We start from the raw sequence: 20,511 nt of genomic DNA on the forward strand, positions 1-20,511 counted from the left end.
GCTCTTCCAAGTGACTCGCCGTAAGGGCGAAACCAATAGCCGCCGTGACCGCAGGAATGGATATGTACTCCAGCAAGAATCTCACCGCCGATCAGGCAGCCATCGCGAGCAGGCTCACTCCTACAGTTTGATCCGGGTCCATCAGGAAAATATCGATCGGCTGTCAGGCCGTCATCGCTGGCAAGCCAGCTCCCACAGGAGAACGCGTGCGCTTCGAAAGTCAGGACGGCTGTCAGGCCGCCTCGCTTTGTTTTTGATCTGCTTTTGATCTTCTTGCCCCATGGGAAGGCCGAGCGTAGGTTTTGCGCAGTGGGTAACCCGGCATGGATGCCGGGTTAGCCGCGCACGGCCATGGATGGCCGATCGCGGCGGGCCCACGGAGCAGGACCGGAGCGAGGGTATGCCGAGCCCAGGCGAGGCACCGGACGAAAGGGGCAAGAGCGTTTGGTTACTTGGCGCTCTTCCAAGTGACTCGCCGTAAGGGCGAAACCAATAGCAGCCGTGACCGCAGGAATGGATATGTACACCAGCAAGAATCTCGCCGCCGATCAGGCCGCCATCGCGAGCAAGCTCGGCTCCCACAGGTGAAGCCGCCGTAACCGCAGGAAGGATATGTACACCAGCAAAAAATCCGTTGCCGATCAGACCGCCATCGCGAGCAGGCTCACTCCTACAATTTGATCCGGGTCCATCAGGAAAACTACAGAGTAAATCGAGGCCGCGATCTTTTCAGGAACACGCCACTTTGCGCGTCGGTGAAACCAGGTTGTCGCGAAACTCGAGATAATGCTTGAGCACCTGCGCAGGCGCCTCGATCTGCGGGTAATGACCGATACCGGACAACAGCACCGTGTCAGGGTCTGGAATCAGCTCCCGATAGCGCTCGACCATGTGCCCGCCGGAAATCGGGTCGGCTTCACCGTCGATCACCCGCACCGGCACTTCATTGCGCTGCATCGCAGTGACCCAGCGATCTCGCTGCGCACGTCGCTCAGGAATGTAGCTGATCAATTTGTGCATGATCCGTGGCCCGCGATTCGTGTCGATCAGGCTCCAGAAATCATCCATCTCGCTTTCGCTGGGTCGACTCTGTGGACCGAAGATCTGTCGAAAACTCTTCACCAGACTATCCCGGGAAAAGGCGCGACCGATCATCCAGCCCAAGGGGCTGAGCAACAGCTTCTGCATGAGTATCGGCCGATGGGTTTCGGGAAACAGGCCGCCATTGAGGAACACGCAGCTGGCCAGATCAATGCCCGTTTCGTAGTGCCGGGCCAACAGTTCCTGAGCAACGCTGTCGCCATAATCGTGAGCCAGCAGGTGCACCGGTTGCTTGACGCTCAAGTGCGCCAGCAGTGCCTGCTGCAAATCGGCCTGCTCCAACAGGCTGTATTCGTGGTTCGCCGGTTTTGCCGAATCGCCGAAACCGAGCATGTCGCACGCAATCACCCGATAACGCTGCGCCAACGGCTGCCACAGGTAATGCCAGTCCCAGCTGGCAGTCGGAAAGCCATGGATGAGCAATAACGGCTCACCCTGCCCCGCCGTCCAGTAACGAATGGATTGGCCACGGAAATCAAACGTCTGGCCGCGTTTGCGCCAGACACACAGGGGAATCTCGGCGAGTGGCATTAGAGTTTATAACCCGGGTCTTGTTGATCGAGTTTGCGTAGCAACGCTGGCCAGGCCAGTGCGCCACCCATCCCTTGAGCACTTTTGGTGACGCCTGCAATCATTGCCTTGGCCCCCGCCAGAATCTGCGGCTGGATGGCGATGAGTTCGGCACCACCATTTTGCGCCAGCACCTGGATGTCGCAGGCGCGCTGGAAGATGAACATCATCAGGAAGGTGTCAGCGATACTGCTGCCGCACGTCATCAGCCCGTGGTTGTGCAGCATCATGAAGTTGCTTTCACCCAGATCGGACTGCAGCCGCGCTTTCTCTTCATGGTTGAGCGCAACACCTTCGTAGGCGTGATAGGCCAGGCTGGACAGGACAAACAACGACTGTTGGCTGATCGGCAAAATGCCTTGCTTCTGCGCCGACACCGCGACACCGGCGGCCGTGTGGGTGTGCAAGACACAGACAACATCGTGACGCACTTCATGCACGGCGCTGTGGATGGTGTATCCCGCCGGGTTTATCTCGTAGGGGCTGTCCATCAGCTTGTTCCCGGCCTGATCGACCTTGACCAGACTCGATGCAGTGATCTCGTGGAACATCAGCCCATACGGGTTTATCAGGAAGTCTTCAGTGCCGGGCACCTTGGCCGAAATGTGCGTGAAGATCAGATCATCCCAGCCATGCTGGGCGACCAACCGATAGCAGGCAGCCAGATCGACGCGAGTCTGCCACTCGGCAGCGCTGACCTGTTCTTTGACGTTAGGGGGGAACTGGACGGGGGCTACGCTCACGACAAGGAACTCCTGTTCTTATTGTTTTGCACGTGTCAGCAGTCTAGTCAGCCCCCGAGGTTCGCGTAGTTGCATTGGCAGCCAGCTTGATGGCCGTACGAGTCAGTTACGCAATGCGTCGACCAGTTCCCCCAGCCAAGGCTCGGCGTCGGTTTCGGGGGTCACACTTTCGCTGGCATCCAGACGCAGCATCGGCAGCACTTCGCGAATGCCCAATTCGCCGAACAGTTCGCGCATCATCTCGCCACCGCCGCAGAACGTATCGCCGTAACTCGCGTCTCCCAGGCCGATCACCGCCCCCGGCAAACCACGCCAGGCTGCCGGCAACTGGTCGCGGATGGCGAAGTACAAGGGCTGAAGATTATCGGGCAGCTCGCCCATGCCGGTGGTCGACGTCACCGCCAGAAAAGCGTCGGGGCCAAAGACCTGGACATCGGCCAGGCTGGCGCGAGGGTTGTACCAGGCGTCATGGCCCGCGGCTTTCAAAATACCTGCAGCGTGGCGGGCGACTTCTTCAGCCGTGCCGTACACCGAGCCGGAAAGGATGGCGACTTTCATCAATCTGATCCTGTACTGAATAAAAAAACGGGATGTTAACAGCAGCCTTGGCAATGTTCTTTTAGAATGCGGCTAGTCATCAAAAAGGAAGGGATTCTTCAATGATCAACGCACAGCTGCTTCAACTGGTCATCAACGCCTCCAACGACGGTATCGTCATTGCCGAGAAGGAAGGTGAGCAGGACAACATCCTGATTTACGTGAACCCGGCCTTCGAACGGCTGACCGGGTACACCAGCGAAGAAATCCTTTATCAGGATTGCCGCTTTCTGCAGTCTGGAGACCGTGACCAGCAGGCCATTGAAATCATTCGCCAGACATTGAAAAGCGGCGGGTCTTGCCGGGAAATCCTGCGCAATTATCGCAAGGACGGCACACCATTCTGGAATGAACTGTCGCTTTCTACAGTAAAAAATCCAAGCGACGGGATGACCTATTTCGTGGGTGTACAGAAAGATGTGAGCGTCCAGGTCAAAGCGCAGCAGCGTGTAGCGCAGCTGGAAGCGCAGCTCGCCGAGGTCCAGGCGCAGCTTGCTGCAATAAATGCGACGAATGGCCAAAACAAAATCGCGAAATAATTGTCATTAACTACAATCACCAGTGACTTTGTAACTATATCCTTCGAGTGGATCATGCACCGCGACGCGCTCCTGACCCAGGATGAGCTGGATTTCATCCAGACCATGCAACACAACCCGCAGCTCAATATGCGGGATGCGACGTCGAGCCTGCTCGTTAACGGTGGTTCGCAAATCCGTGATTTGCTCACGCGCCTTGCTGCGAATGAGCAAGTCACCATCCAGGCCAACTTCGAAAATCAGCAAATGACCTTTCCGCTGCACCTGGTGGAAGACGAATTTCACGCGCTGCATTTGCGCCTGGGTGTACCCAGCATCTATGAAGATGGCCCCATGGTCCGGCCGTGGCGCCTGGTCCTTGAGGAGCCGGTGGCCCTGGAAAATGCCAACGGCCAGCCCGGCACGATGTGGGTGCATGAGGTGTCGTTCAAAGGGATTTTGCTGGAAGTGCGCAACAAGACCAAACCGCCAAAGCATTTTTCGCTGTGGTTCAGCCCCTCAGGCTATGAACGAATCGCGTTGCGCGGCACGTTTGAGCGAGAAACCGAGAATGGCTTCTTCGCTTATCAGTTGAGCCAGAGCGACAAGGACGAAACCGAGCGCCTGCGCCAGTTCATCCTTCAACAGCATCGGCTGACTCACCCCGCCCTGCATCTCTGATCCTGCATCGTTCGATCAAGTATCCAGATTACCCGCCAGAAACTGCTTCAAGCGCTGGCGCATCACGGCCCCCTCATTACCCAGACACCCGACCGACGACCCGGCCAGGCTTTCCTGCGCCAGGTCCGATGCATCACCGGCCAGCAACAATTGACAATCCAGGCTCAGGACCAGACGGTTCAGACGACGGGCCAAATCAGCAGCGGGGGCGTGATTGGACACCAGGATCAGCGCCTGGGGTTTTACCCTTTCGCAGACAAGCGTCAGTTCATCGAATGGTTGACCGATCGACAGCAACTGCATCGCCGAGTCGACATGGCTGAGATACAGCGCCGTGATCAGCACATCGAGTTCGCGGACCTGCTCATCCAAGGCACACACAATGACCCGACGCGGTTGCAGCACACGCACCAGCAGCAGCCGTTGCAACACTCGGGAACGAAGAAAACCATCCAGAAAAAGCCACTCGCTGGTCTGACCGAATGCCTCATGGCGCCTTAACAGTTGCTTCCAGAGCGGGATCAGGATGTCCTGGAAGACCACCGTAAGCGGGTAACTGGAGAAGATCTGCCCATAAACCTGCTCGAGCTTCACTTCGTCAAACGCACTCACCGCGGCCTGGACTTGCTGTTGCCACTGAATGTAATCGGCCTGTATCAGTTCATCCGGAATGATTTTCGCGAGCACCTGAAGGGGTTCGGTCCTGGCCAGGATCTTGCCGACCTTGCTGACCGCAACGCCGCGTTCGATCCAGCCGAGGATGCTGCGAACCTTTTCGATATCGGACATCGAGTACAGCCGATGCCCGCTTTCGGTGCGCGTTGGTTGAATCAGGCCATAGCGACGCTCCCAGGCGCGTAGAGTGACCGGGTTGATGCCGGTCAGGCGTGCGACTTCACGAATAGGGAACAACTCTTCCTGTTCCAATGAGCGCGCGTGCAACGCATCGGGTGCAATGTCAGTGTGTGCAGGCATTTGGCGTTCACTTCCATGTTCGATATCGAACGTAGTCTACTCCTCCAGGCCCCTGACTTTCCAAGCCATTGATGAGCGATGAAAGACACTGGCGAAATATCCAGAATCAGGAATAATCCTTGCTTGTTTCAAGGCGCAGCCCAATACCCCGGTGCTGAGTCTGGCGAAACTCCTACCCGGAGTGACGCATTTGTCTTACGGAGATACATGATGTCTACCTCACCCGTCACGCTGATGGTTGCGCGCCGCGTCGCCGATGGCCGCTATCAGGACCTGATGGCCTGGCTACGCGAAGGCGAACAGCTGGCCACCGACTTCCAGGGTTATCTCGGTTCAGGCGTGCTTGCTCCGCCGCCCGGCGATAACGAATTCCAGATCATCTTCCGCTTCGAAAACGAGCAGACCATGCACGCATGGGAGCACTCCGCCTCGCGCACCGCCTGGCTTGAGCGCGGCAGCGACTTGTTCGCCCATCCCACGGAGCATCGAGTCAGTGGTATCGAAGGCTGGTTTGGTGCCGTCGGCGCCCGTCCGCCTCGCTGGAAACAAGCGGTGGCGATCTGGCTGGCGTTCTTCCCGGTTTCATTGCTGTTCAACTATGCAGTGGGACCGTTGCTCGGCGAGATGAGCCTGTTGCCGCGAGTGTTCATCAGCACGCTGTGCCTGACGCCGTTGATGGTTTACCTCTTCATTCCGTTGTCGACCCGTTTGCTGGCCGGCTGGCTGAACAACACACCGGCGCGACCTTTGTCCGTGAAAACCTCAACGCAAAATCATTGAGCCTTTCGGCATCGGGTGCTGAAGCGGAACCGCTATCGTGAGCAAGCTTTGCGCCTACGGGACAGGGGTGGACTTGCCTCGTCGCTGGTATAGTTTTGCTCTCACCGCGATGCGAGCCGTTCATGACCTCTTCCGAAGCTCCTATTCTCATTACCGGCGCAGGTCAGCGTGTTGGCCTGCACTGTGCCCGGCGCCTGCTCGAAGACGGCCACGCGGTAATCTTCACTTTCCGCAGTGAACGCCCAGGCGTACAGGCCTTGCGCGACTTGGGCGCGACGGCCGTGTTCGCGGATTTCTCCAGCGAAGCCGGCATCCTCGCGTTCATCGCCGAACTGAAAACCCATACCGACTGCCTGCGGGCAATTATTCACAACGCCTCCGAATGGCTCGCCGAAACCCCGGACACCGATGCAGTGGCGTTCAGCCGGATGTTTAACGTTCACATGCTGGCGCCATACCTGATCAACCTGCATTGTGTTGACTTGCTCCAGCGTTCAAGCCCCGCCGACATCGTGCACATCAGCGATGACGTGACCCGCAAGGGCAGCAGCAAGCACATTGGCTACTGCGCCAGCAAAGCCGGGCTCGACAGCCTGACACTGTCCTTCGCCGCAAAGTACGCGCCGGCAATCAAGGTCAACGGTATCGCGCCGGCCCTGCTACTGTTCAACCCTGACGACGACGCAGCGTACCGCGCCAAGGCGCTGGCAAAGTCCGCGCTGGGCATCGAACCCGGCGGCGAAGTGATCTACCAAAGCCTGCGCTATCTGCTCGACAACCCTTATGTCACCGGCACGACTCTGACCGTCAATGGCGGAAGGCACCTCAAGTAAGTGCCCCGCGAGGATGTTCCATGACGCTATCCCTGCCTCAAAACTATCGCGAGATCCTCATCGGTCTTGGCGAAAACCCCGAACGCGAAGGCCTGCGAGATACACCGCTACGCGCCGCCAAGGCTATGCAGTACCTCTGTCATGGTTACGAGCAAAGTGTCGAAGAGATCGTCAACGGCGCGCTGTTCGCCTCGGACACCGATGAGATGATCATCGTTGCCGATATCGAGCTGTATTCGTTGTGCGAGCATCACCTGTTGCCCTTCATCGGCAAGGCCCATGTGGCTTATATTCCTACAGGCAAGGTGCTGGGCCTGTCGAAAATCGCGCGGCTGGTGGACATGTTCGCCCGTCGCCTGCAGATCCAGGAAAACCTGACCCGGCAAATCGCCGACGCAGTGCAACAGGTGACCAACGCCGCCGGCGTTGCCGTGGTCATTGAAGCGAAGCACATGTGCATGATGATGCGCGGCGTCGAGAAACAGAATTCAACCATGAACACCTCGGTGATGCTTGGCGCCTTCCGCGACTCAAGCAATACCCGCCAGGAATTCCTGCAATTGATTGGACGGAGCAAGTAGCAATGCCACAAATTCAGCCAGGAATGGCACGCATCCGGGTCAAGGACCTGTGTCTGCGCACCTTCATCGGAATCAACGAGGACGAGATCCTCAACAAGCAAGACGTACTGATCAATCTGACCATCCTGTACGCGGCCCAGGAAGCGGTGCGCGACAACGATATCGATCACGCGCTGAACTACCGCACCATCACCAAAGCGATCATCGCTCACGTGGAGGGCAACCGCTTTGCCCTGCTCGAACGCCTGACCCAGGAAATTCTCGATCTGATCATGGTCAACGAGTCGGTGCTGTACGCCGAGGTCGAAGTCGACAAGCCCCACGCCTTGCGTTTCGCCGAGTCAGTGTCGATTACGCTTGCAGCGAGCCGCTAGCTACTAGCTTCAAGCGGCAAGTTGTAAACTTCCAGCCACCGCAAACCCATCCTTCAGCTTGAAGCTTGCCGCTTGAAGCTGTCTCGCAGAGACTCCCATGACCGAGCAACAACGCCTCGAACTTGAAGCCGCCGCCTTCCGCCGGCTGGTCGCCCACCTTGATAGCCGCAAGGATGTGCAGAACATCGACCTGATGAACCTCTCCGGTTTCTGCCGTAATTGCCTGTCCAAGTGGTACAAGGCTGCAGCGGACGAACGCCAGATCGATGTCAGCCTCGATGACGCCCGTGAAGTCGTCTACGGCATGCCGTACGCCGAGTGGAAAGCCCAATACCAGCAAGAAGCCAGCGCCGAACAACACGCGGCGTTTGCCAAAGGAAAACCCCATGAGTGATCTGAACACCCTGCGCGCCAGCCTCAACAGCGGCGAACACGTTTTTGCCGACACCCTGTCCTTCATATCCGCCGGTTACGACTATCAGCCCCAGGCGTTCAACAACGGTGGCGTGGAGAACGCTGCCGGGCAGAACGAAGGATCGTGCAAGACCCTGGGCATGGCGCTGCTGGAAGGCTTGAGCGATGAAGAAGCCCTGTTGGCGTTCGGCGAGCATTACCGTTCGGTGGTTGCGACGCCTGAAGGCAGCGATCACGGGAATATTCGGGCGTTGATGGCGCATGGATTGGCCGGTGTGAAGTTCACCGCGCAGCCACTGACCCGCCGCTGATTCGACATCACAAGATCGCAGCCTCGTTTCACTCGACAGCTCCTACAGGGGATCGCACATTTCCTGTAGGAGCTGTCGAGTGAAACGAGGCTGCGATCTTTTGATCTTTAATAATTCATCTCTCAACCCACTTCCCGACTTTTAAGATTGATCCGGCAACTTTATTTCGTTTGCCGGGTACCGCTGCTCACGGCTTAGATAAAAGAAGCATCCCTTCTTCAGAGTCGGTCATCCATGAGCAGCGAATCCGTCAGTCAGTCGATCAACATCGTCCATCCCGTCACCCTCAGCCACGGCAAAAATGCCGAGGTCTGGGATACCCAGGGTAAGCGCTACATCGACTTTGTCGGCGGCATTGGCGTGCTTAACCTCGGCCATTGCCACCCGCGCATCGTCGACGCCATTCGCGAACAGGCCACCCGGCTGACTCACTATGCGTTTAATGCCGCCCCTCATTCGCCCTACATTGAATTGATGGAGCGTCTGACGGCGTTTATTCCCGTGGGCTATCCGGTCAGCGGCATGCTCACCAACAGCGGCGCGGAAGCCGCGGAAAACGCCCTCAAGATCGTGCGCGGCGCCACCGGTCGTACCGCGGTGATCGCCTTCGACGGCGCCTTCCACGGCCGCACCCTGGCCACCCTCAACCTCAACGGCAAAGTCGCACCCTACAAACAGAAAGTCGGCGTGCTGCCTGGCCCGGTGTATCACCTGCCCTTCCCGAGCAAGGACAACGGCGTGACCTGCGCCGAGGCCCTGAAAGCCATGGACCGTCTGTTCAGCGTCGAAATCGATGTCGAGGATGTGGCGTGCTTTATCGTCGAGCCGGTGCAGGGTGAAGCGGGCTTTTTGGCGATGGACGTGGAGTTTGCCCAGGCGCTGAGACGTTTCTGTGATGAGAAAGGCATTGTGTTGATCGCCGATGAAATCCAGTCCGGCTTCGGTCGTACCGGACAGCGCTTCGCGTTTTCGCGCCTGGGTATCGAGCCGGACCTGATCCTGCTCGCCAAAAGTATCGCCGGCGGCCTACCACTGGGTGCGGTGGTCGGGCGCAAGACGTTGCTCGACACATTGCCCAAGGGCGGACTGGGCGGGACCTATTCCGGTAATCCGATCGCCTGCGCCGCCGCGCTGGCGACCCTGGACGAGATGACCGATGCGAACCTGCAGGCCTGGGGCTCGCAACAGGAAGAAGCCATCGTCAGCCGCTACGAATCCTGGCGCGCCAACACGCTTTCCCCCTACCTGGGTCGCTTGACCGGGGTCGGTGCGATGCGGGGAATCGAACTGATCAATGCCGATGGCTCACCGGCATCGGCCCAGTTGACTCAGCTACTGGTCATGGCCCGGGACGCCGGCCTGCTGCTGATGCCAAGCGGCAAGTCGCGCCACATCATTCGTTTGCTGGCGCCGCTGACCACAGAAGCCGCCGTGCTGGAGGAAGGCCTGGACATCCTCGAGCGGTGCCTGGCGAAACTGCGCTGATAGCAAAATGAGCTCAGGGACTGACGTAGCGAATTATGTTCGCTTGCAGTCCCTGAAAATGCATCGCAATACTCGGAGGCGACCGACCAATCGGATTAGCCAACGCCCCCCTCTATCAAGCGAGATCATCACCACCTATCAGCTGAGGCAGTCATGTATCACGACAATATAATTTATAAGAAAAAGTCCAATGATCCACAGTTCCTGCTCGGCGTAGCCGTAGTGCTTTTCCTGGGCGCCTACCTGATGAATCTCGGTAACAGCGCCCTCAGCCACTTTCTCCAGCCCCTGTTGGGCGATACCCCGGACAGCCTGACCGCTCGCAACATCGCCATCGGCCTGGCCATTGCCGTACTCGGCACACTGAACTTCCACGTCCTCGGACGATTGAAGTTCAAGGTCCAGACCACCGTCGTCTGGGTCGAACTGCTGATCCTTTTCCTGGCGTTCTTCGATACCTTCGACCTCTCCTACAGCTTCATTCTCGACAAGATCGGTTTCCTGATCATCCAGGGTGCCGCCACCACGCTGTACATCTCAGCCGTCGCGATCGTGATTGCTTTCGTCCTGGCGCTGATCGGCGCGGTCGCCAAGCTGTCGAGCAACGGCCTGGCCAATGCACTGGCCTCGTTCTACACCTCGTTCTTTCGCGGTGTGCCGCTGCTGATACAGATTTACCTGATCTACCTCGGCCTGCCGCAACTGGGCTACGTCGTCGACGCGGTGCCCGCCGGCATCCTCGCCCTGTCGCTGTGCTACGGCGCCTACATGACCGAGATTTTCCGTGCGGGCATCCAGAGCATTCCGGTCGGCCAGTGGGAAGCGTCCCGGGCCCTGAACATCAGCCCGTTCAAAACGTTGAGCCGGGTGATCATGCCCCAGGCCTTGCGCGTGATCATCCCGCCCACCGGCAACCAGTTCATCGCCATGCTCAAGGACAGTTCCCTGGTGTCGGTGATCGGCGTCTGGGAGTTGATGTACCTGGCCAAGACCCAGGGCCGTGCGGACTTCCGCCACCTGGAAATGTTGATCACTGCCGCGATGATCTACTGGGCGCTGTCGTTCATCCTCGAACGGGTGCAGGCGCGAATCGAAAAACGGGTCAATCGATCCACGGCAAGGGGTTGATGTGTGATGACTCGAACCAATACCGCTGAGCGACTCGACCTGGCGTCCCCTGCGTTAGCCAGCCCTGCGATGATTTCCATCTCTGGCCTGAACAAGTGGTACGGCAATTTCCACGCGTTGCGCGATGTCGACCTGACCGTGGCCACCGGCGAAATCCTGGTGGTGTGCGGGCCGTCGGGTTCGGGCAAGTCGACGATGATCCGCTGCATCAACCATCTGGAGAATTTCCAGAAAGGCCACATTCAGGTCAACGGCATCACCCTCACCAGCGAGGCAGAAAGCGTCAGCGCCGTGCGCAGTGAGATCGGAATGGTGTTCCAGAGCTTCAACCTGTTCCCGCATTTGAGCGTGATGGACAACCTGACCCTGGCGCCACAACTGGTGCAAGGCGTGTCGAGCGCGGAAGCGAAAAAACGCGCTCAGGTCTACCTGGAGCGCGTGCGGATCGCCGAACACGCCGACAAATACCCGTCGCAGTTGTCCGGCGGCCAGCAACAGCGCGTGGCGATTGCCCGCGCCCTGTGCATGAATCCCAAAGTGATGCTGTTTGATGAACCGACCTCTGCCCTCGACCCGGAAATGGTCCACGAAGTGCTGGACGTGATGGGCGAACTGGCTACCGATGGCATGACCATGATTTGCGTGACCCACGAAATGGGTTTCGCCAGCAAGGTCGCCGATCGCGTGCTGTTCATGGACCAGGGTCAGGTCATCGAACAAGCGACCCCCGCCGAATTTTTCAATAACCCACAGACCGAACGCGCGCAGAAATTCCTGTCGCAAATCATCGGCCACTGAAGACCGCTTTGCCCTCATAACAATAACGAGACATGGAGATGGACATGGTCAGAAGTAAACGCGTAATCACCCTCACCGCCGCACTGTCGCTGTTGTTCGTTGGTGCCGCCAACGCTGGCGCAGTGCTGGACAAGATTCAGAGCAGTAAAACCATGACCGTCGCCACGTCGGCGACCTGGCCTCCTCAGGGCTTTATCAACGACAAAAATGAAATCGACGGTTTTGACATCGACGTTTCCAAGGAGATCGCCAAGCGTCTCGGGGTCGAGGTCAAGTTCATCACGCCCGACTGGGACGTGATCACCGCCGGCAAGTGGAACGGTCGCTGGGACATGTCCGTGGGTTCGATGACCGCAACCAAAAGTCGCGCGCGCATTCTTGATTTCCCGGGCACCTATTACTACGTGCCTTACGTCTTTGCGGTGCATGACAAATCCAAGGTCACTGACCACAAGGCGCTCAATGGCAAAACCATCGGCGTCGAAGGTGGCACCACGTCCGAGGACTATTTCAGCCAGGCGCTGGCCATTGAAACCACGGATGTGCCGCCTGTTGTCTACGACGTGAAAACAGAAAAAATGAAGACCTACGCCGGTTCCGTCGGACCGCTGGACGATCTGCGCCTGGGCGACGGCGCTCGACTGGACGCCATTCTCACGCAACGCAGCACGCTGGACGCCGCCGTCAAGAAGGGCTACCCGCTGCGCGCCGTCGACAACGATGTCGCGTTCTACGAGCCACTGGCCGTTGCCACCGACAAGGGTGATCCGGAGTTGAAGGCCAAGCTCGGTGAAATCATCGGCGAAATGCACAAGGACGGCACGCTGACCAAGCTGTCGAACAAGTGGTATGGCGTGGATTACTCGACCGTCAAGTAAACACTCTGCCCCCTGTAGGAGCGAGCCTGCTCGCGAAAAACTCAAGGGCGACGCGTACATCCAGACAGTGCGCGTTATCGTTGACGTCCATCGCGAGCAAGCTCGCTCCTACAGTGTTGATGTACGGCGACTAATTTCTCAAGGATTGACCATGTCCTTTCCCAACACCTGGTATTCCCAAACCTCGCTGCCCCGCGCGGCCCGGGCCGAATTGAACACCGATGAAACCTGCGACGTGTGCATCATCGGCGCGGGGATCGCCGGCCTCACCGCCGCACTGGAACTGACCCGACGCGGCAAACGCGTGATCATCCTCGAAGCCCATCAGGTGGCCTGGGGTGCATCCGGTCGCAATGGCGGCGTGGTGTCGCCGGGCTGGGCGGAAGGGTCTGGCGCGATCCGTAAAAAACTCGGGCTGGAACACGCACGCTCGCTGTTCCAGATGTCTGTCGAAGGCGTGGAGATCGTCCGCCACAACATCTCGGAACTCGCCCTGACGGGCTGCGCGCCGTCCGCCGGTACGATTCGGGTCAAGCGCTACGACGATGGCGCCAGCATTAAAAACCACATCGACACCATGCGCCGTGACTTCGGCTATGAACTCAATTTCCTCGACACTGCCCAGGTCCGCGAGCGGGCTCACACGCTGCGCTACTTCCAGGGTGTCGAAGATCCGAACGCCCTGCATTTCCACCCGCTGAATTATTGTTTGGGCCTGGCCCTCGCCATTGAAGCAGCTGGCGGCAGGATTTTCGAACATTCGAAGATGCTCGCCTGGCAGCGCGAAGGTGCGGACAAAATCGTCAAGACCACGCGCGGCAGTGTGCGCTGCAAGGATCTGGTGTTCTGCGCCGGCGGCTACGGGGGACCGGAGCTGCAGAAACTCAGTCGCGCCTACCTGCCTATCGCCACCTACGTGGTGCTGACCGAACACCTGGGTGACTCGATCAAGACAGTGTTGGACTCCGGTGCTGCGTTCTCTGACGACCGACGTGCATCGGACTATTACCGCGTCGTAGAAGGCGACCGCTTGCTGTGGGGTGGCCGCATCACCACGCGCAATGAACAGAACGAGAAAGCCCTGGCGGCCATGCTCAAGGCGGACATGGTTGCGGTGTACCCGCAGCTGGCCGCAGTGAAAATCGATCTCGCCTGGTCCGGCCTGATGGGTTACTCCACCAACAAAATGCCTAACCTGGGCTTGCTGGAACCGGGCGTCTGGGCGTGCACTTCGTTTGGCGGTCATGGTTTGAACACCGGCTCGATCGGCGGCCGGGTGATCGCCGAGGCGGTGTGCGGGGAGAGTTTGCGATATGAACTGTTCAAGCCGTACCTGCTGGACTGGAATGGCGGTCCGTTTGGACGGGTGGCGGCGAATGCGATCTATCAGTCGTTGAAGGTCATGGACTTCGTGCAGGAGCGCTTCAAGGGTTGAGGCCGCTGCATACCCCTTGTGGGAGCTAGCCTGCTAGCGATGGTGTGTCAGCTACATTGATGTGACTGACACGCCATCGCTAGCAGGCTAGCTCCCACAAAGGTTGGTGTAGGCCGCATATTTTGTGGACAGAAAAAAACCGGCCGAGGCCGGTTTTTTCATTTCAGCGATTTCAGAACTTGGCGTTCTGCAGGTCGTCCAGGTAACGCTCGGCATCCAGTGCCGCCATGCAGCCGGCACCAGCGGAGGTGATGGCCTGGCGGTAAACGTGGTCAGCCACGTCACCGGCCGCGAAGATACCTTCGAGGTTAGTGGCAGTCGCATTGCCTTCACGGCCGCCGTGCACGACCAGGTAGCCGTCTTTCAACGTCAGCTGACCTTCGAACAACGAAGTGTTCGGCGTGTGGCCGATGGCGATGAACACGCCGTCGACTTTCAGCTCGTCGAAGCTACCGTCGTTGTTCTTCAGGCGAGCACCGGTCACGCCCATGTTGTCACCCAGAACTTCGTCCAGGTTCGAATTCAGCTTCAGGATGATCTTGCCTTCAGCCACGCGTGCATTCAGCTTGTCGATCAGGATCTTCTCGGCGCGGAAGGTTTCACGACGGTGGATCAGGGTCACGGTGCTGGCGATGTTGGCCAGGTACAGGGCTTCTTCAACAGCGGTGTTGCCGCCGCCGACCACAGCCACTGGCTTGTTGCGATAGAAGAAACCGTCGCAGGTCGCGCAGGCCGAAACGCCTTTGCCCATGAACGCTTCTTCCGACGGCAGGCCCAGGTAACGAGCGCTGGCGCCGGTCGCGATGATCAGCGCGTCGCAGGTGTAGGTGGCGCTGTCGCCAGTCAGGCTGTAAGGCTTGGAAGCGAAGTCGACGGCATTGATGTGATCGAAAACGATCTCGGTTTCAAAGCGCTCGGCGTGCTCTTTCATGCGTTCCATCAGCGCCGGGCCGGTCAGGCCGTGGACGTCGCCCGGCCAGTTATCGACTTCAGTGGTGGTGGTCAGTTGACCGCCGGCTTGCATGCCGGTGATCAGCAGTGGCTTGAGGTTGGCACGGGCGGCATAGACCGCGGCGCTGTAACCGGCAGGGCCGGAACCGAGAATAATCACTCGCGAATGACGGACTTCAGACATGACCTGCTCCTGTTGACCGGGCCGAAACATCTGGCGCGGAACGCCGGGTTGCCGGCGGGAATAAAAAAGGACCGTTGAAAGCACTTGGGGAAGGCTTGAACTCGACAGTCCTGAAAAAAGAATGGGTGCAGCGTATCGAGGGGGCGAAGATTAAGGAAATACGGATTAACAATCCAGCTCATAGGTGGTCTCTATGCCATCGCCGCGCATATTCAGGCGCCTTTGTTACAGTTGATGTCGATGTCGCTGCCGCGCTTTCGCCTCTTGGGCAAAGCCGGTAAGGTCGGCGCGTTTTCCCTTTGCTCGGAGCACGATATGCCCGCCCCCGTTCTGTCCGGCCCGCAATACCTGCGCGAAGGCCTCAAGCTGGTCCTGAGCCCGAGTCTGCGTTTGTTTGTGTTGCTCCCCCTGGTGATCAACCTGGTGCTGTTCGTCGGATTGATCTATCTGGCCAGCCATCAATTCAGCCTGTGGGTCGATACGCTGATGCCGTCCCTGCCCGAGTGGCTGAGTTTTCTAAGCTATGTCCTGTGGCCGCTCTTTGTCGTGCTGGTGGTGCTGATGGTGTTTTTCACCTTCACCATGCTGGCTAACATCATTGCCGCCCCCTTCAACGGCTTTCTCGCGGAGAAGGTTGAAGTGGTGGTGCGCGGCACTGATGACTTCCCGGCGTTCAGCTGGGGCGAACTGATTGCCATGATTCCGCGCACCCTGGCTCGGGAAATGCGCAAGCTCGGTTATTTTCTTCCGCGGGCAATCGGGTTGTTCATCCTGTCGTTTATCCCCGTGGTGAACATTATTGCCGCGCCACTGTGGCTGTTGTTCGGGGTGTGGATGATGGCGATCCAGTACATCGACTACCCGGCGGACAACCACAAGCTCGGCTGGAACGAGATGCTCGCCTGGCTGCGCCAGAAACGCTGGCAGAGCATGAGCTTCGGCGGCAGTGTTTATCTGGTGTTGCTGATTCCGGTAGTCAACATTCTGATGATGCCGGCCGCCGTGGCCGGCGCGACCCTGTTCTGGGTGCGAGAACGCGGCGCGGAAAACCTGGTGACCCAACGCTGATCCCGTCACAAATCCATCATCACACCGTCATGACGACGACATGGCCTCAGCCGACACTGAGGCCATGACGACAGCTCTGCATATCACCCTGATCACCGAAACGTTCCCTCCCGAAATAAACGGCGTGGCCAATACCCTTGGCCGTCTGTGCGACGGTTTGCGCGCGCGCGGGCATCAAGTGGAGCTGGTGCGGCCCCGGCAGGGTTGTGACCGGCAAACCGGCAGCAACGATGATCTTCTGTTGTGCCGGGGCTGGCCTTTGCCGGGTTATCCGGGTTTGCAGTGGGGACAGTCGTCGATGCACAAGTTGCTGCGCCGCTGGAAACGTCATCGGCCGGACGTGCTCTACATCGCTACCGAAGGACCGCTCGGACTCTCTGCATTGCGCGCTGCGCGGCGTCTGGGCATTTCGGTGGTGAGTGGTTTTCACACCAACTTTCAGCAGTATTCCAGCCAGTATGGATTTGGACTGTTGACGCGGTTGCTGACTCATTACCTGCGCTGGTTTCATAACCGCTCGAACCTGACCCTGGTGCCCAGTGTGAGCCAGCGGATGGAGCTGGAGCGTCGGCATTTCGAGCGCCTGGCGTTGTTGTCTCGTGGGGTCGACAGCCAATTGTTCCATCCCACCAAACGGCTGACGGCGTTACGCGAACAGTGGGGACTGGCCGAGCGCGACATCGCCGTGATCCATGTCGGCCGTCTGGCGCCCGAGAAGAATCTGGGTCTGCTCAAACGCTGTTTCGACACGCTGAAGGCAAGTTATCCACAGAGGAATCTCAAACTGATCGTGATTGGCGACGGGCCCCAGCGTGTGGCGCTGGAAAAGGAATTACCCGAAGCGATCTTCTGCGGCGCACAACGCGGTGAAGCGCTGGCCAGTCACTATGCGTCGGGGGATGTATTTCTGTTCCCCAGCCTGACCGAGACGTTTGGCAACGTGGTGCTGGAGGCGCTGGCTTCGGGGCTGGGCGTGGTGGCTTACGATCAGGCCGCAGCGGCGCAACATATTCGTCATGGCTACAACGGTGTGCTGGCGATGCCAGGGGATGAGGATGCATTTTGCGATGCGGCGACGTGGTTGCTTGAGGAGCGCGAAACCTTGCGTTGCGTCAGGCTGAATGCCCGACAGCACGCCAGTCGACAGGGTTGGCCGGCGATTATCGAACAGTTCGAAGGGCAGTTGCGGGGGGCTTGTGTGGGGGAGTTGGTGGTGCCGAATGCGCCGACAGTACCTTGATTATTTGTAGACCTCGACGCCGCCATCGCGGGCAAGCCCGCTCCCACAGTGTTCCGGGATGTTCACACGTTATGTGACCGGCACAAAACCCTGTGGGAGCTGGCTTGACAGCGATGGCGTCAGTTCAAATGCGACTTAAACCAGCGTCATCAACGCCTCACGGCTGAACGGCAGGATGTCTTCTTCACGACCGTCGCGTACTTTTTGCGCCCAGTCCGGATCGACCAGCAGCGCACGACCCACCGCTACCAGATCGAACTCATCGTTGTTCAAACGCTCCAGCAGTTTTTCCAGGCTGGCCGGCTGCGCGATCTTGTCGGTGTTGACCATGAACTGCAGGAACTCGCCGTCCAGGCCGACACTGCCCACGGTGATGGTCGGTTTGCCGGTGAGCTTGCGTGTCCAGCCCGCGAGGTTCAGTTCCGAACCGTCGAACTCCGGCTCCCAGAAACGACGTGTCGAGCAGTGGAAAATATCCACACCCGCGTCAGACAACGGCTGGAGGAACTCACCCAGCGCTTCCGGGGTTTGCACCAGACGCGCGGTGTAATCCTGCTGTTTCCATTGCGAGAAACGGAAGATGATCGGGAAACCTTCACCCACTGCGGCGCGCACGGCCTGGATCAATTCGATGGCGAAACGCGAACGGTTGGCCAGGCTGCCGCCGTATTCATCAGTGCGCTGGTTGCTGCCTTCCCAGAAGAACTGGTCCACCAGGTAGCCATGGGCACCGTGAATTTCCACGCCGTCCATACCGATGCTCTGCGCGTCTTTCGCGGCCTGGGCGAAGGCGGCGATGACGTCCTGGATGTCCTGCTTGGTCATGCCGTGGACCACGACCTGGCCGTCTTTCAATTTTTCCGACGGGCCATAACCCGGCACGCTGGCGTCCGGCTCGGTACCGATACGACGAACGCTGCCGACGTGCCACAGTTGCGGAACGATCTTGCCGCCTTCTGCGTGCACCGCATCGACCACTTTCTTCCAGCCCGCCAACGCCGACTCGCCGTAGAAATGCGGCACGTTCGGGTAGCCGTTGGAGGCCTTGTGGCCGACGGTGGTGCCTTCGGTGATGATCAGGCCCACGCCCGCCGCCGCGCGACGACGGTAGTACTCGATGACTTTGGAATTAGGCACGCCACCCGGCGAGAACGAGCGGGTCATGGGGGCCATGACGACGCGGGTCGGCAATTCGAGGGTGCCGAGGTGGAACGGTTTGAACAGGGCTTTTACGGGCATGGGAACGCTCCACGGGATAGACTTTATGACGGCTATAATATGGAGGGCGCAATGGGATGGGAAGTATTATTGATTTTGGTGATTTAGAGTCAAAAGGCAGAAACAAAAGATCGCAGCCTGCGCCAGCTCCTACCATGGAATGCGTATCCCCGTAGAAGCTGCCGCAGGCTGCGATCTTTTGATCTTCTAGCTCAGCGCTTTTTCAATCGCGTGAACGATCGTCGGATCGTCCGGCGCCGTGCGCGGCGAAAACCGGGCCAACACACGGCCGTCCTTGCCCAGCAGGAACTTCTCGAAATTCCAGGTGATGTCGCCCGGGAATTCGGCACCCTCGCCTGCCAGCAGACGATACAACTGATGACGATCATGCCCGTTGACTTCCAGCTTGCTGGACAACGGAAAGGTCACGCCATAGTTCAGGCTGCAGAAATCCTGGATCTCTTGCTCGGTACCCGGTTCCTGTCCGGCAAACTGGTTGCACGGCAGGCCCAGTACGCTGAAGCCTTTGTCCTTGAATTGCTGGTAAAGGTTTTCCAGCGCCGCGTATTGCGGGGTCAGGCCACATTTGGAGGCAACATTGACCACCAGCACGACGCGCCCTTTGAAAGGCGCCAGAGGTAGCTCCTGACCATCCAGGGCTGTCAATTTAAGGTCGTGAAAAGCACTCATGACGAACTCCAAATTCCCGTGTTCTGCTCGAAACAGCCACCTGGCGGCGCTGCCATGGACAACCGCGGACTAAAAAAGGCGCCCTCGGGCGCCTCTCCAGTTCTCTGAGCTTAGCGCAGAAAATCAGTGGTGATGGCCACCTTCGCCATGGACGTGGCCATGAGCGACTTCTTCCTGGCTCGCATCACGGATGTCGATGATCTTGACCTGGAAATTCAGGCGCTGACCGGCCAACGGGTGGTTGCCGTCGACAGTGACGTCGTCGCCGTCCAGGTCGCGGATGGTCACGATCTGCATTTGGCCGTCCGGAGCGGAAGCGTGGAACTGCATGCCCACTTCCAGCTCATCAACGCCTTCGAACATGCTGCGGCTCAGGGTGCTGACCAGTTCGGCAGCGTATTCGCCGTAGGCATCTTCCGGTTCTACGGCAACAGTCAGTTCATCACCAACGGCTTTACCTTCCAGTGCCTTTTCCAGGCCCGGGATGATGTTACCTGCGCCTTGCAGGTAAACCAGCGGCGCGCCGCCGGCGGAGCTGTCGATGACCTCACCAGCATCGTTGGTCAGGGTATAGTCGATGGAGACAGCCTTATTGGCGGCGATCAGCATGGGGCGAGACCTTTTGCATAAGAATATAGAAAGACCAAGTTTAGCGAAGCAATCGCCCGAAAGCGAACACAACCCGGACAGACGGATGGCAGCACAGAACTCTACGGTCACAGGTTTCCATCAGGACGAGGACGGCCACTGGGTGGCCGAGCTTTCCTGCGGTCATACCCAGCACCTGCGTCACCAGCCGCCGTGGCAATCCCGGGCCTGGGTCATGGACCCATCGCTGCGTAATGAAAAAATAGGCCAACCCTTTGATTGTGGTTGGTGCGCACAAGGCTCGGTTAGCGATAACCTTGGCGACTGAATTTCGGTAGACCGTCAGATATAGAGGGTCACCCCTGCGCTC

General features: G+C 58.7%; 25 protein-coding genes. 16 read left to right on the forward strand and 9 right to left on the reverse strand.

Features of this window, described 5'->3' with window-relative positions; translation table 11 throughout:
* Positions 1–641: 641 nt before the first annotated feature.
* From AC3ZVB_RS11335 to AC3ZVB_RS11350, 4 genes are all read right to left on the reverse strand, one after another.
* The gene (locus AC3ZVB_RS11335) at positions 642–806 is read right to left on the reverse strand and encodes a hypothetical protein (RefSeq protein ID WP_490146651.1); all 165 of its coding nucleotides are present in this window, start codon (positions 804–806) and stop codon (positions 642–644) included.
* Entirely contained in the window at positions 730–1,632 is a 903-nt protein-coding gene (locus tag AC3ZVB_RS11340; protein ID WP_490146579.1) for an alpha/beta fold hydrolase, read from the reverse strand. The genes AC3ZVB_RS11335 and AC3ZVB_RS11340 overlap by 77 nt, the downstream gene beginning before the upstream one ends.
* Positions 1,632–2,414, reverse strand: a complete 783-nt coding sequence (locus tag AC3ZVB_RS11345) for a class II aldolase/adducin family protein (protein ID WP_490146580.1) — start codon at positions 2,412–2,414, stop codon at positions 1,632–1,634. The genes AC3ZVB_RS11340 and AC3ZVB_RS11345 overlap by 1 nt, the downstream gene beginning before the upstream one ends.
* A 102-nt stretch (positions 2,415–2,516) precedes the next feature.
* Positions 2,517–2,972, reverse strand: a complete 456-nt coding sequence (locus AC3ZVB_RS11350) for a flavodoxin (protein WP_490146581.1) — start codon at positions 2,970–2,972, stop codon at positions 2,517–2,519.
* A gap of 101 nt (positions 2,973–3,073) precedes the next feature.
* Here AC3ZVB_RS11350 and AC3ZVB_RS11355 point away from each other — a divergent pair, with 101 nt between their 5' ends.
* Positions 3,074–3,550 carry a PAS domain-containing protein gene (locus tag AC3ZVB_RS11355; RefSeq protein WP_162439292.1) on the forward strand — a complete coding sequence of 159 codons (477 nt, stop codon included), beginning with the start codon at positions 3,074–3,076 and terminating at the stop codon, positions 3,548–3,550.
* A 54-nt stretch (positions 3,551–3,604) separates the two neighbouring features.
* Positions 3,605–4,210, forward strand: a complete 606-nt coding sequence (locus AC3ZVB_RS11360; protein WP_162439291.1) for a hypothetical protein — start codon at positions 3,605–3,607, stop codon at positions 4,208–4,210.
* Positions 4,211–4,225: 15 nt separating this feature from the next.
* On the opposite strand, the gene AC3ZVB_RS11365 is transcribed toward AC3ZVB_RS11360, so the two are convergent.
* The gene (locus tag AC3ZVB_RS11365) at positions 4,226–5,185 is read right to left on the reverse strand and encodes a MerR family transcriptional regulator (protein WP_490146582.1); all 960 of its coding nucleotides are present in this window, start codon (positions 5,183–5,185) and stop codon (positions 4,226–4,228) included.
* A gap of 210 nt (positions 5,186–5,395) precedes the next feature.
* Between AC3ZVB_RS11365 and AC3ZVB_RS11370 the strand changes: the two genes are divergently transcribed.
* From AC3ZVB_RS11370 to AC3ZVB_RS11420, 11 genes are all read left to right on the forward strand, one after another.
* Complete coding sequence (locus AC3ZVB_RS11370; RefSeq protein WP_162439289.1) at positions 5,396–5,965, forward strand: putative antibiotic biosynthesis monooxygenase; 570 nt, start codon at positions 5,396–5,398, stop codon at positions 5,963–5,965.
* 122 nt (positions 5,966–6,087) lie between these two features.
* On the forward strand, positions 6,088–6,798 hold the full coding sequence (gene folM / locus AC3ZVB_RS11375; RefSeq protein WP_490146583.1) for a dihydromonapterin reductase: 711 nt from the start codon (positions 6,088–6,090) through the stop codon (positions 6,796–6,798).
* A gap of 20 nt (positions 6,799–6,818) precedes the next feature.
* Complete coding sequence (gene folE, locus AC3ZVB_RS11380; RefSeq protein ID WP_490146584.1) at positions 6,819–7,379, forward strand: GTP cyclohydrolase I FolE; 561 nt, start codon at positions 6,819–6,821, stop codon at positions 7,377–7,379.
* Between the two features lie 2 nt (positions 7,380–7,381).
* Positions 7,382–7,753 (forward strand): dihydroneopterin triphosphate 2'-epimerase, encoded by a 372-nt coding sequence (folX, locus tag AC3ZVB_RS11385; protein ID WP_490146585.1) that lies wholly within the window; start codon positions 7,382–7,384, stop codon positions 7,751–7,753.
* A gap of 97 nt (positions 7,754–7,850) precedes the next feature.
* Entirely contained in the window at positions 7,851–8,147 is a 297-nt protein-coding gene (locus AC3ZVB_RS11390; RefSeq protein WP_162439285.1) for a DUF1244 domain-containing protein, read from the forward strand.
* Positions 8,140–8,478 carry a HopJ type III effector protein gene (locus tag AC3ZVB_RS11395; RefSeq protein WP_490146586.1) on the forward strand — a complete coding sequence of 113 codons (339 nt, stop codon included), beginning with the start codon at positions 8,140–8,142 and terminating at the stop codon, positions 8,476–8,478. The genes AC3ZVB_RS11390 and AC3ZVB_RS11395 overlap by 8 nt, the downstream gene beginning before the upstream one ends.
* Positions 8,479–8,712: 234 nt before the next feature.
* On the forward strand, positions 8,713–9,963 hold the full coding sequence (locus AC3ZVB_RS11400) for a 2-aminoadipate transaminase (protein ID WP_490146587.1): 1,251 nt from the start codon (positions 8,713–8,715) through the stop codon (positions 9,961–9,963).
* Positions 9,964–10,116: 153 nt separating this feature from the next.
* Entirely contained in the window at positions 10,117–11,091 is a 975-nt protein-coding gene (locus AC3ZVB_RS11405; protein ID WP_162439282.1) for an amino acid ABC transporter permease, read from the forward strand.
* A 69-nt stretch (positions 11,092–11,160) separates the two neighbouring features.
* Positions 11,161–11,889, forward strand: coding sequence for an amino acid ABC transporter ATP-binding protein (locus AC3ZVB_RS11410; RefSeq protein WP_162439296.1), 729 nt, complete (start codon positions 11,161–11,163; stop codon positions 11,887–11,889).
* Positions 11,890–11,933: 44 nt separating this feature from the next.
* Positions 11,934–12,767 carry a transporter substrate-binding domain-containing protein gene (locus AC3ZVB_RS11415; RefSeq protein WP_194691389.1) on the forward strand — a complete coding sequence of 278 codons (834 nt, stop codon included), beginning with the start codon at positions 11,934–11,936 and terminating at the stop codon, positions 12,765–12,767.
* Between the two features lie 151 nt (positions 12,768–12,918).
* Positions 12,919–14,202 carry an NAD(P)/FAD-dependent oxidoreductase gene (locus tag AC3ZVB_RS11420; protein WP_490146588.1) on the forward strand — a complete coding sequence of 428 codons (1,284 nt, stop codon included), beginning with the start codon at positions 12,919–12,921 and terminating at the stop codon, positions 14,200–14,202.
* A 172-nt stretch (positions 14,203–14,374) separates the two neighbouring features.
* Here AC3ZVB_RS11420 and trxB read toward each other — a convergent pair whose 3' ends face one another.
* Positions 14,375–15,337 (reverse strand): thioredoxin-disulfide reductase, encoded by a 963-nt coding sequence (trxB, locus tag AC3ZVB_RS11425; RefSeq protein ID WP_162439279.1) that lies wholly within the window; start codon positions 15,335–15,337, stop codon positions 14,375–14,377.
* Positions 15,338–15,652: 315 nt separating this feature from the next.
* Here trxB and cysZ point away from each other — a divergent pair, with 315 nt between their 5' ends.
* Together cysZ and AC3ZVB_RS11435 are read left to right on the forward strand one after the other, a co-directional pair.
* Positions 15,653–16,405 (forward strand): sulfate transporter CysZ, encoded by a 753-nt coding sequence (gene cysZ, locus AC3ZVB_RS11430; protein WP_162439278.1) that lies wholly within the window; start codon positions 15,653–15,655, stop codon positions 16,403–16,405.
* A gap of 40 nt (positions 16,406–16,445) precedes the next feature.
* A complete protein-coding gene (locus tag AC3ZVB_RS11435; RefSeq protein ID WP_490146589.1) occupies positions 16,446–17,645 on the forward strand; it encodes a glycosyltransferase family 4 protein in 1,200 nt (399 codons plus the stop codon).
* Positions 17,646–17,780: 135 nt separating this feature from the next.
* Here the strand turns inward: AC3ZVB_RS11435 and AC3ZVB_RS11440 are convergent, their stop codons facing one another.
* The 3 genes from AC3ZVB_RS11440 to AC3ZVB_RS11450 form a co-directional block, all read right to left on the reverse strand.
* Positions 17,781–18,884: an NADH:flavin oxidoreductase gene (locus AC3ZVB_RS11440; protein ID WP_194691392.1), complete on the reverse strand. Its 1,104-nt coding sequence runs from the start codon at positions 18,882–18,884 to the stop codon at positions 17,781–17,783.
* Between the two features lie 186 nt (positions 18,885–19,070).
* The gene (locus AC3ZVB_RS11445) at positions 19,071–19,553 is read right to left on the reverse strand and encodes a glutathione peroxidase (protein WP_162439275.1); all 483 of its coding nucleotides are present in this window, start codon (positions 19,551–19,553) and stop codon (positions 19,071–19,073) included.
* Between the two features lie 123 nt (positions 19,554–19,676).
* The gene (locus AC3ZVB_RS11450; RefSeq protein ID WP_045061434.1) at positions 19,677–20,162 is read right to left on the reverse strand and encodes an FKBP-type peptidyl-prolyl cis-trans isomerase; all 486 of its coding nucleotides are present in this window, start codon (positions 20,160–20,162) and stop codon (positions 19,677–19,679) included.
* Here AC3ZVB_RS11450 and AC3ZVB_RS11455 point away from each other — a divergent pair.
* Positions 20,131–20,469, forward strand: a complete 339-nt coding sequence (locus AC3ZVB_RS11455) for a DUF3565 domain-containing protein (protein ID WP_162439274.1) — start codon at positions 20,131–20,133, stop codon at positions 20,467–20,469. The genes AC3ZVB_RS11450 and AC3ZVB_RS11455 overlap by 32 nt on opposite strands.
* The last annotated feature ends 42 nt before the right edge of the window (positions 20,470–20,511 follow it).

It is taken from the genome of Pseudomonas sp. MDV22-iso1 (assembly GCF_058145095.1).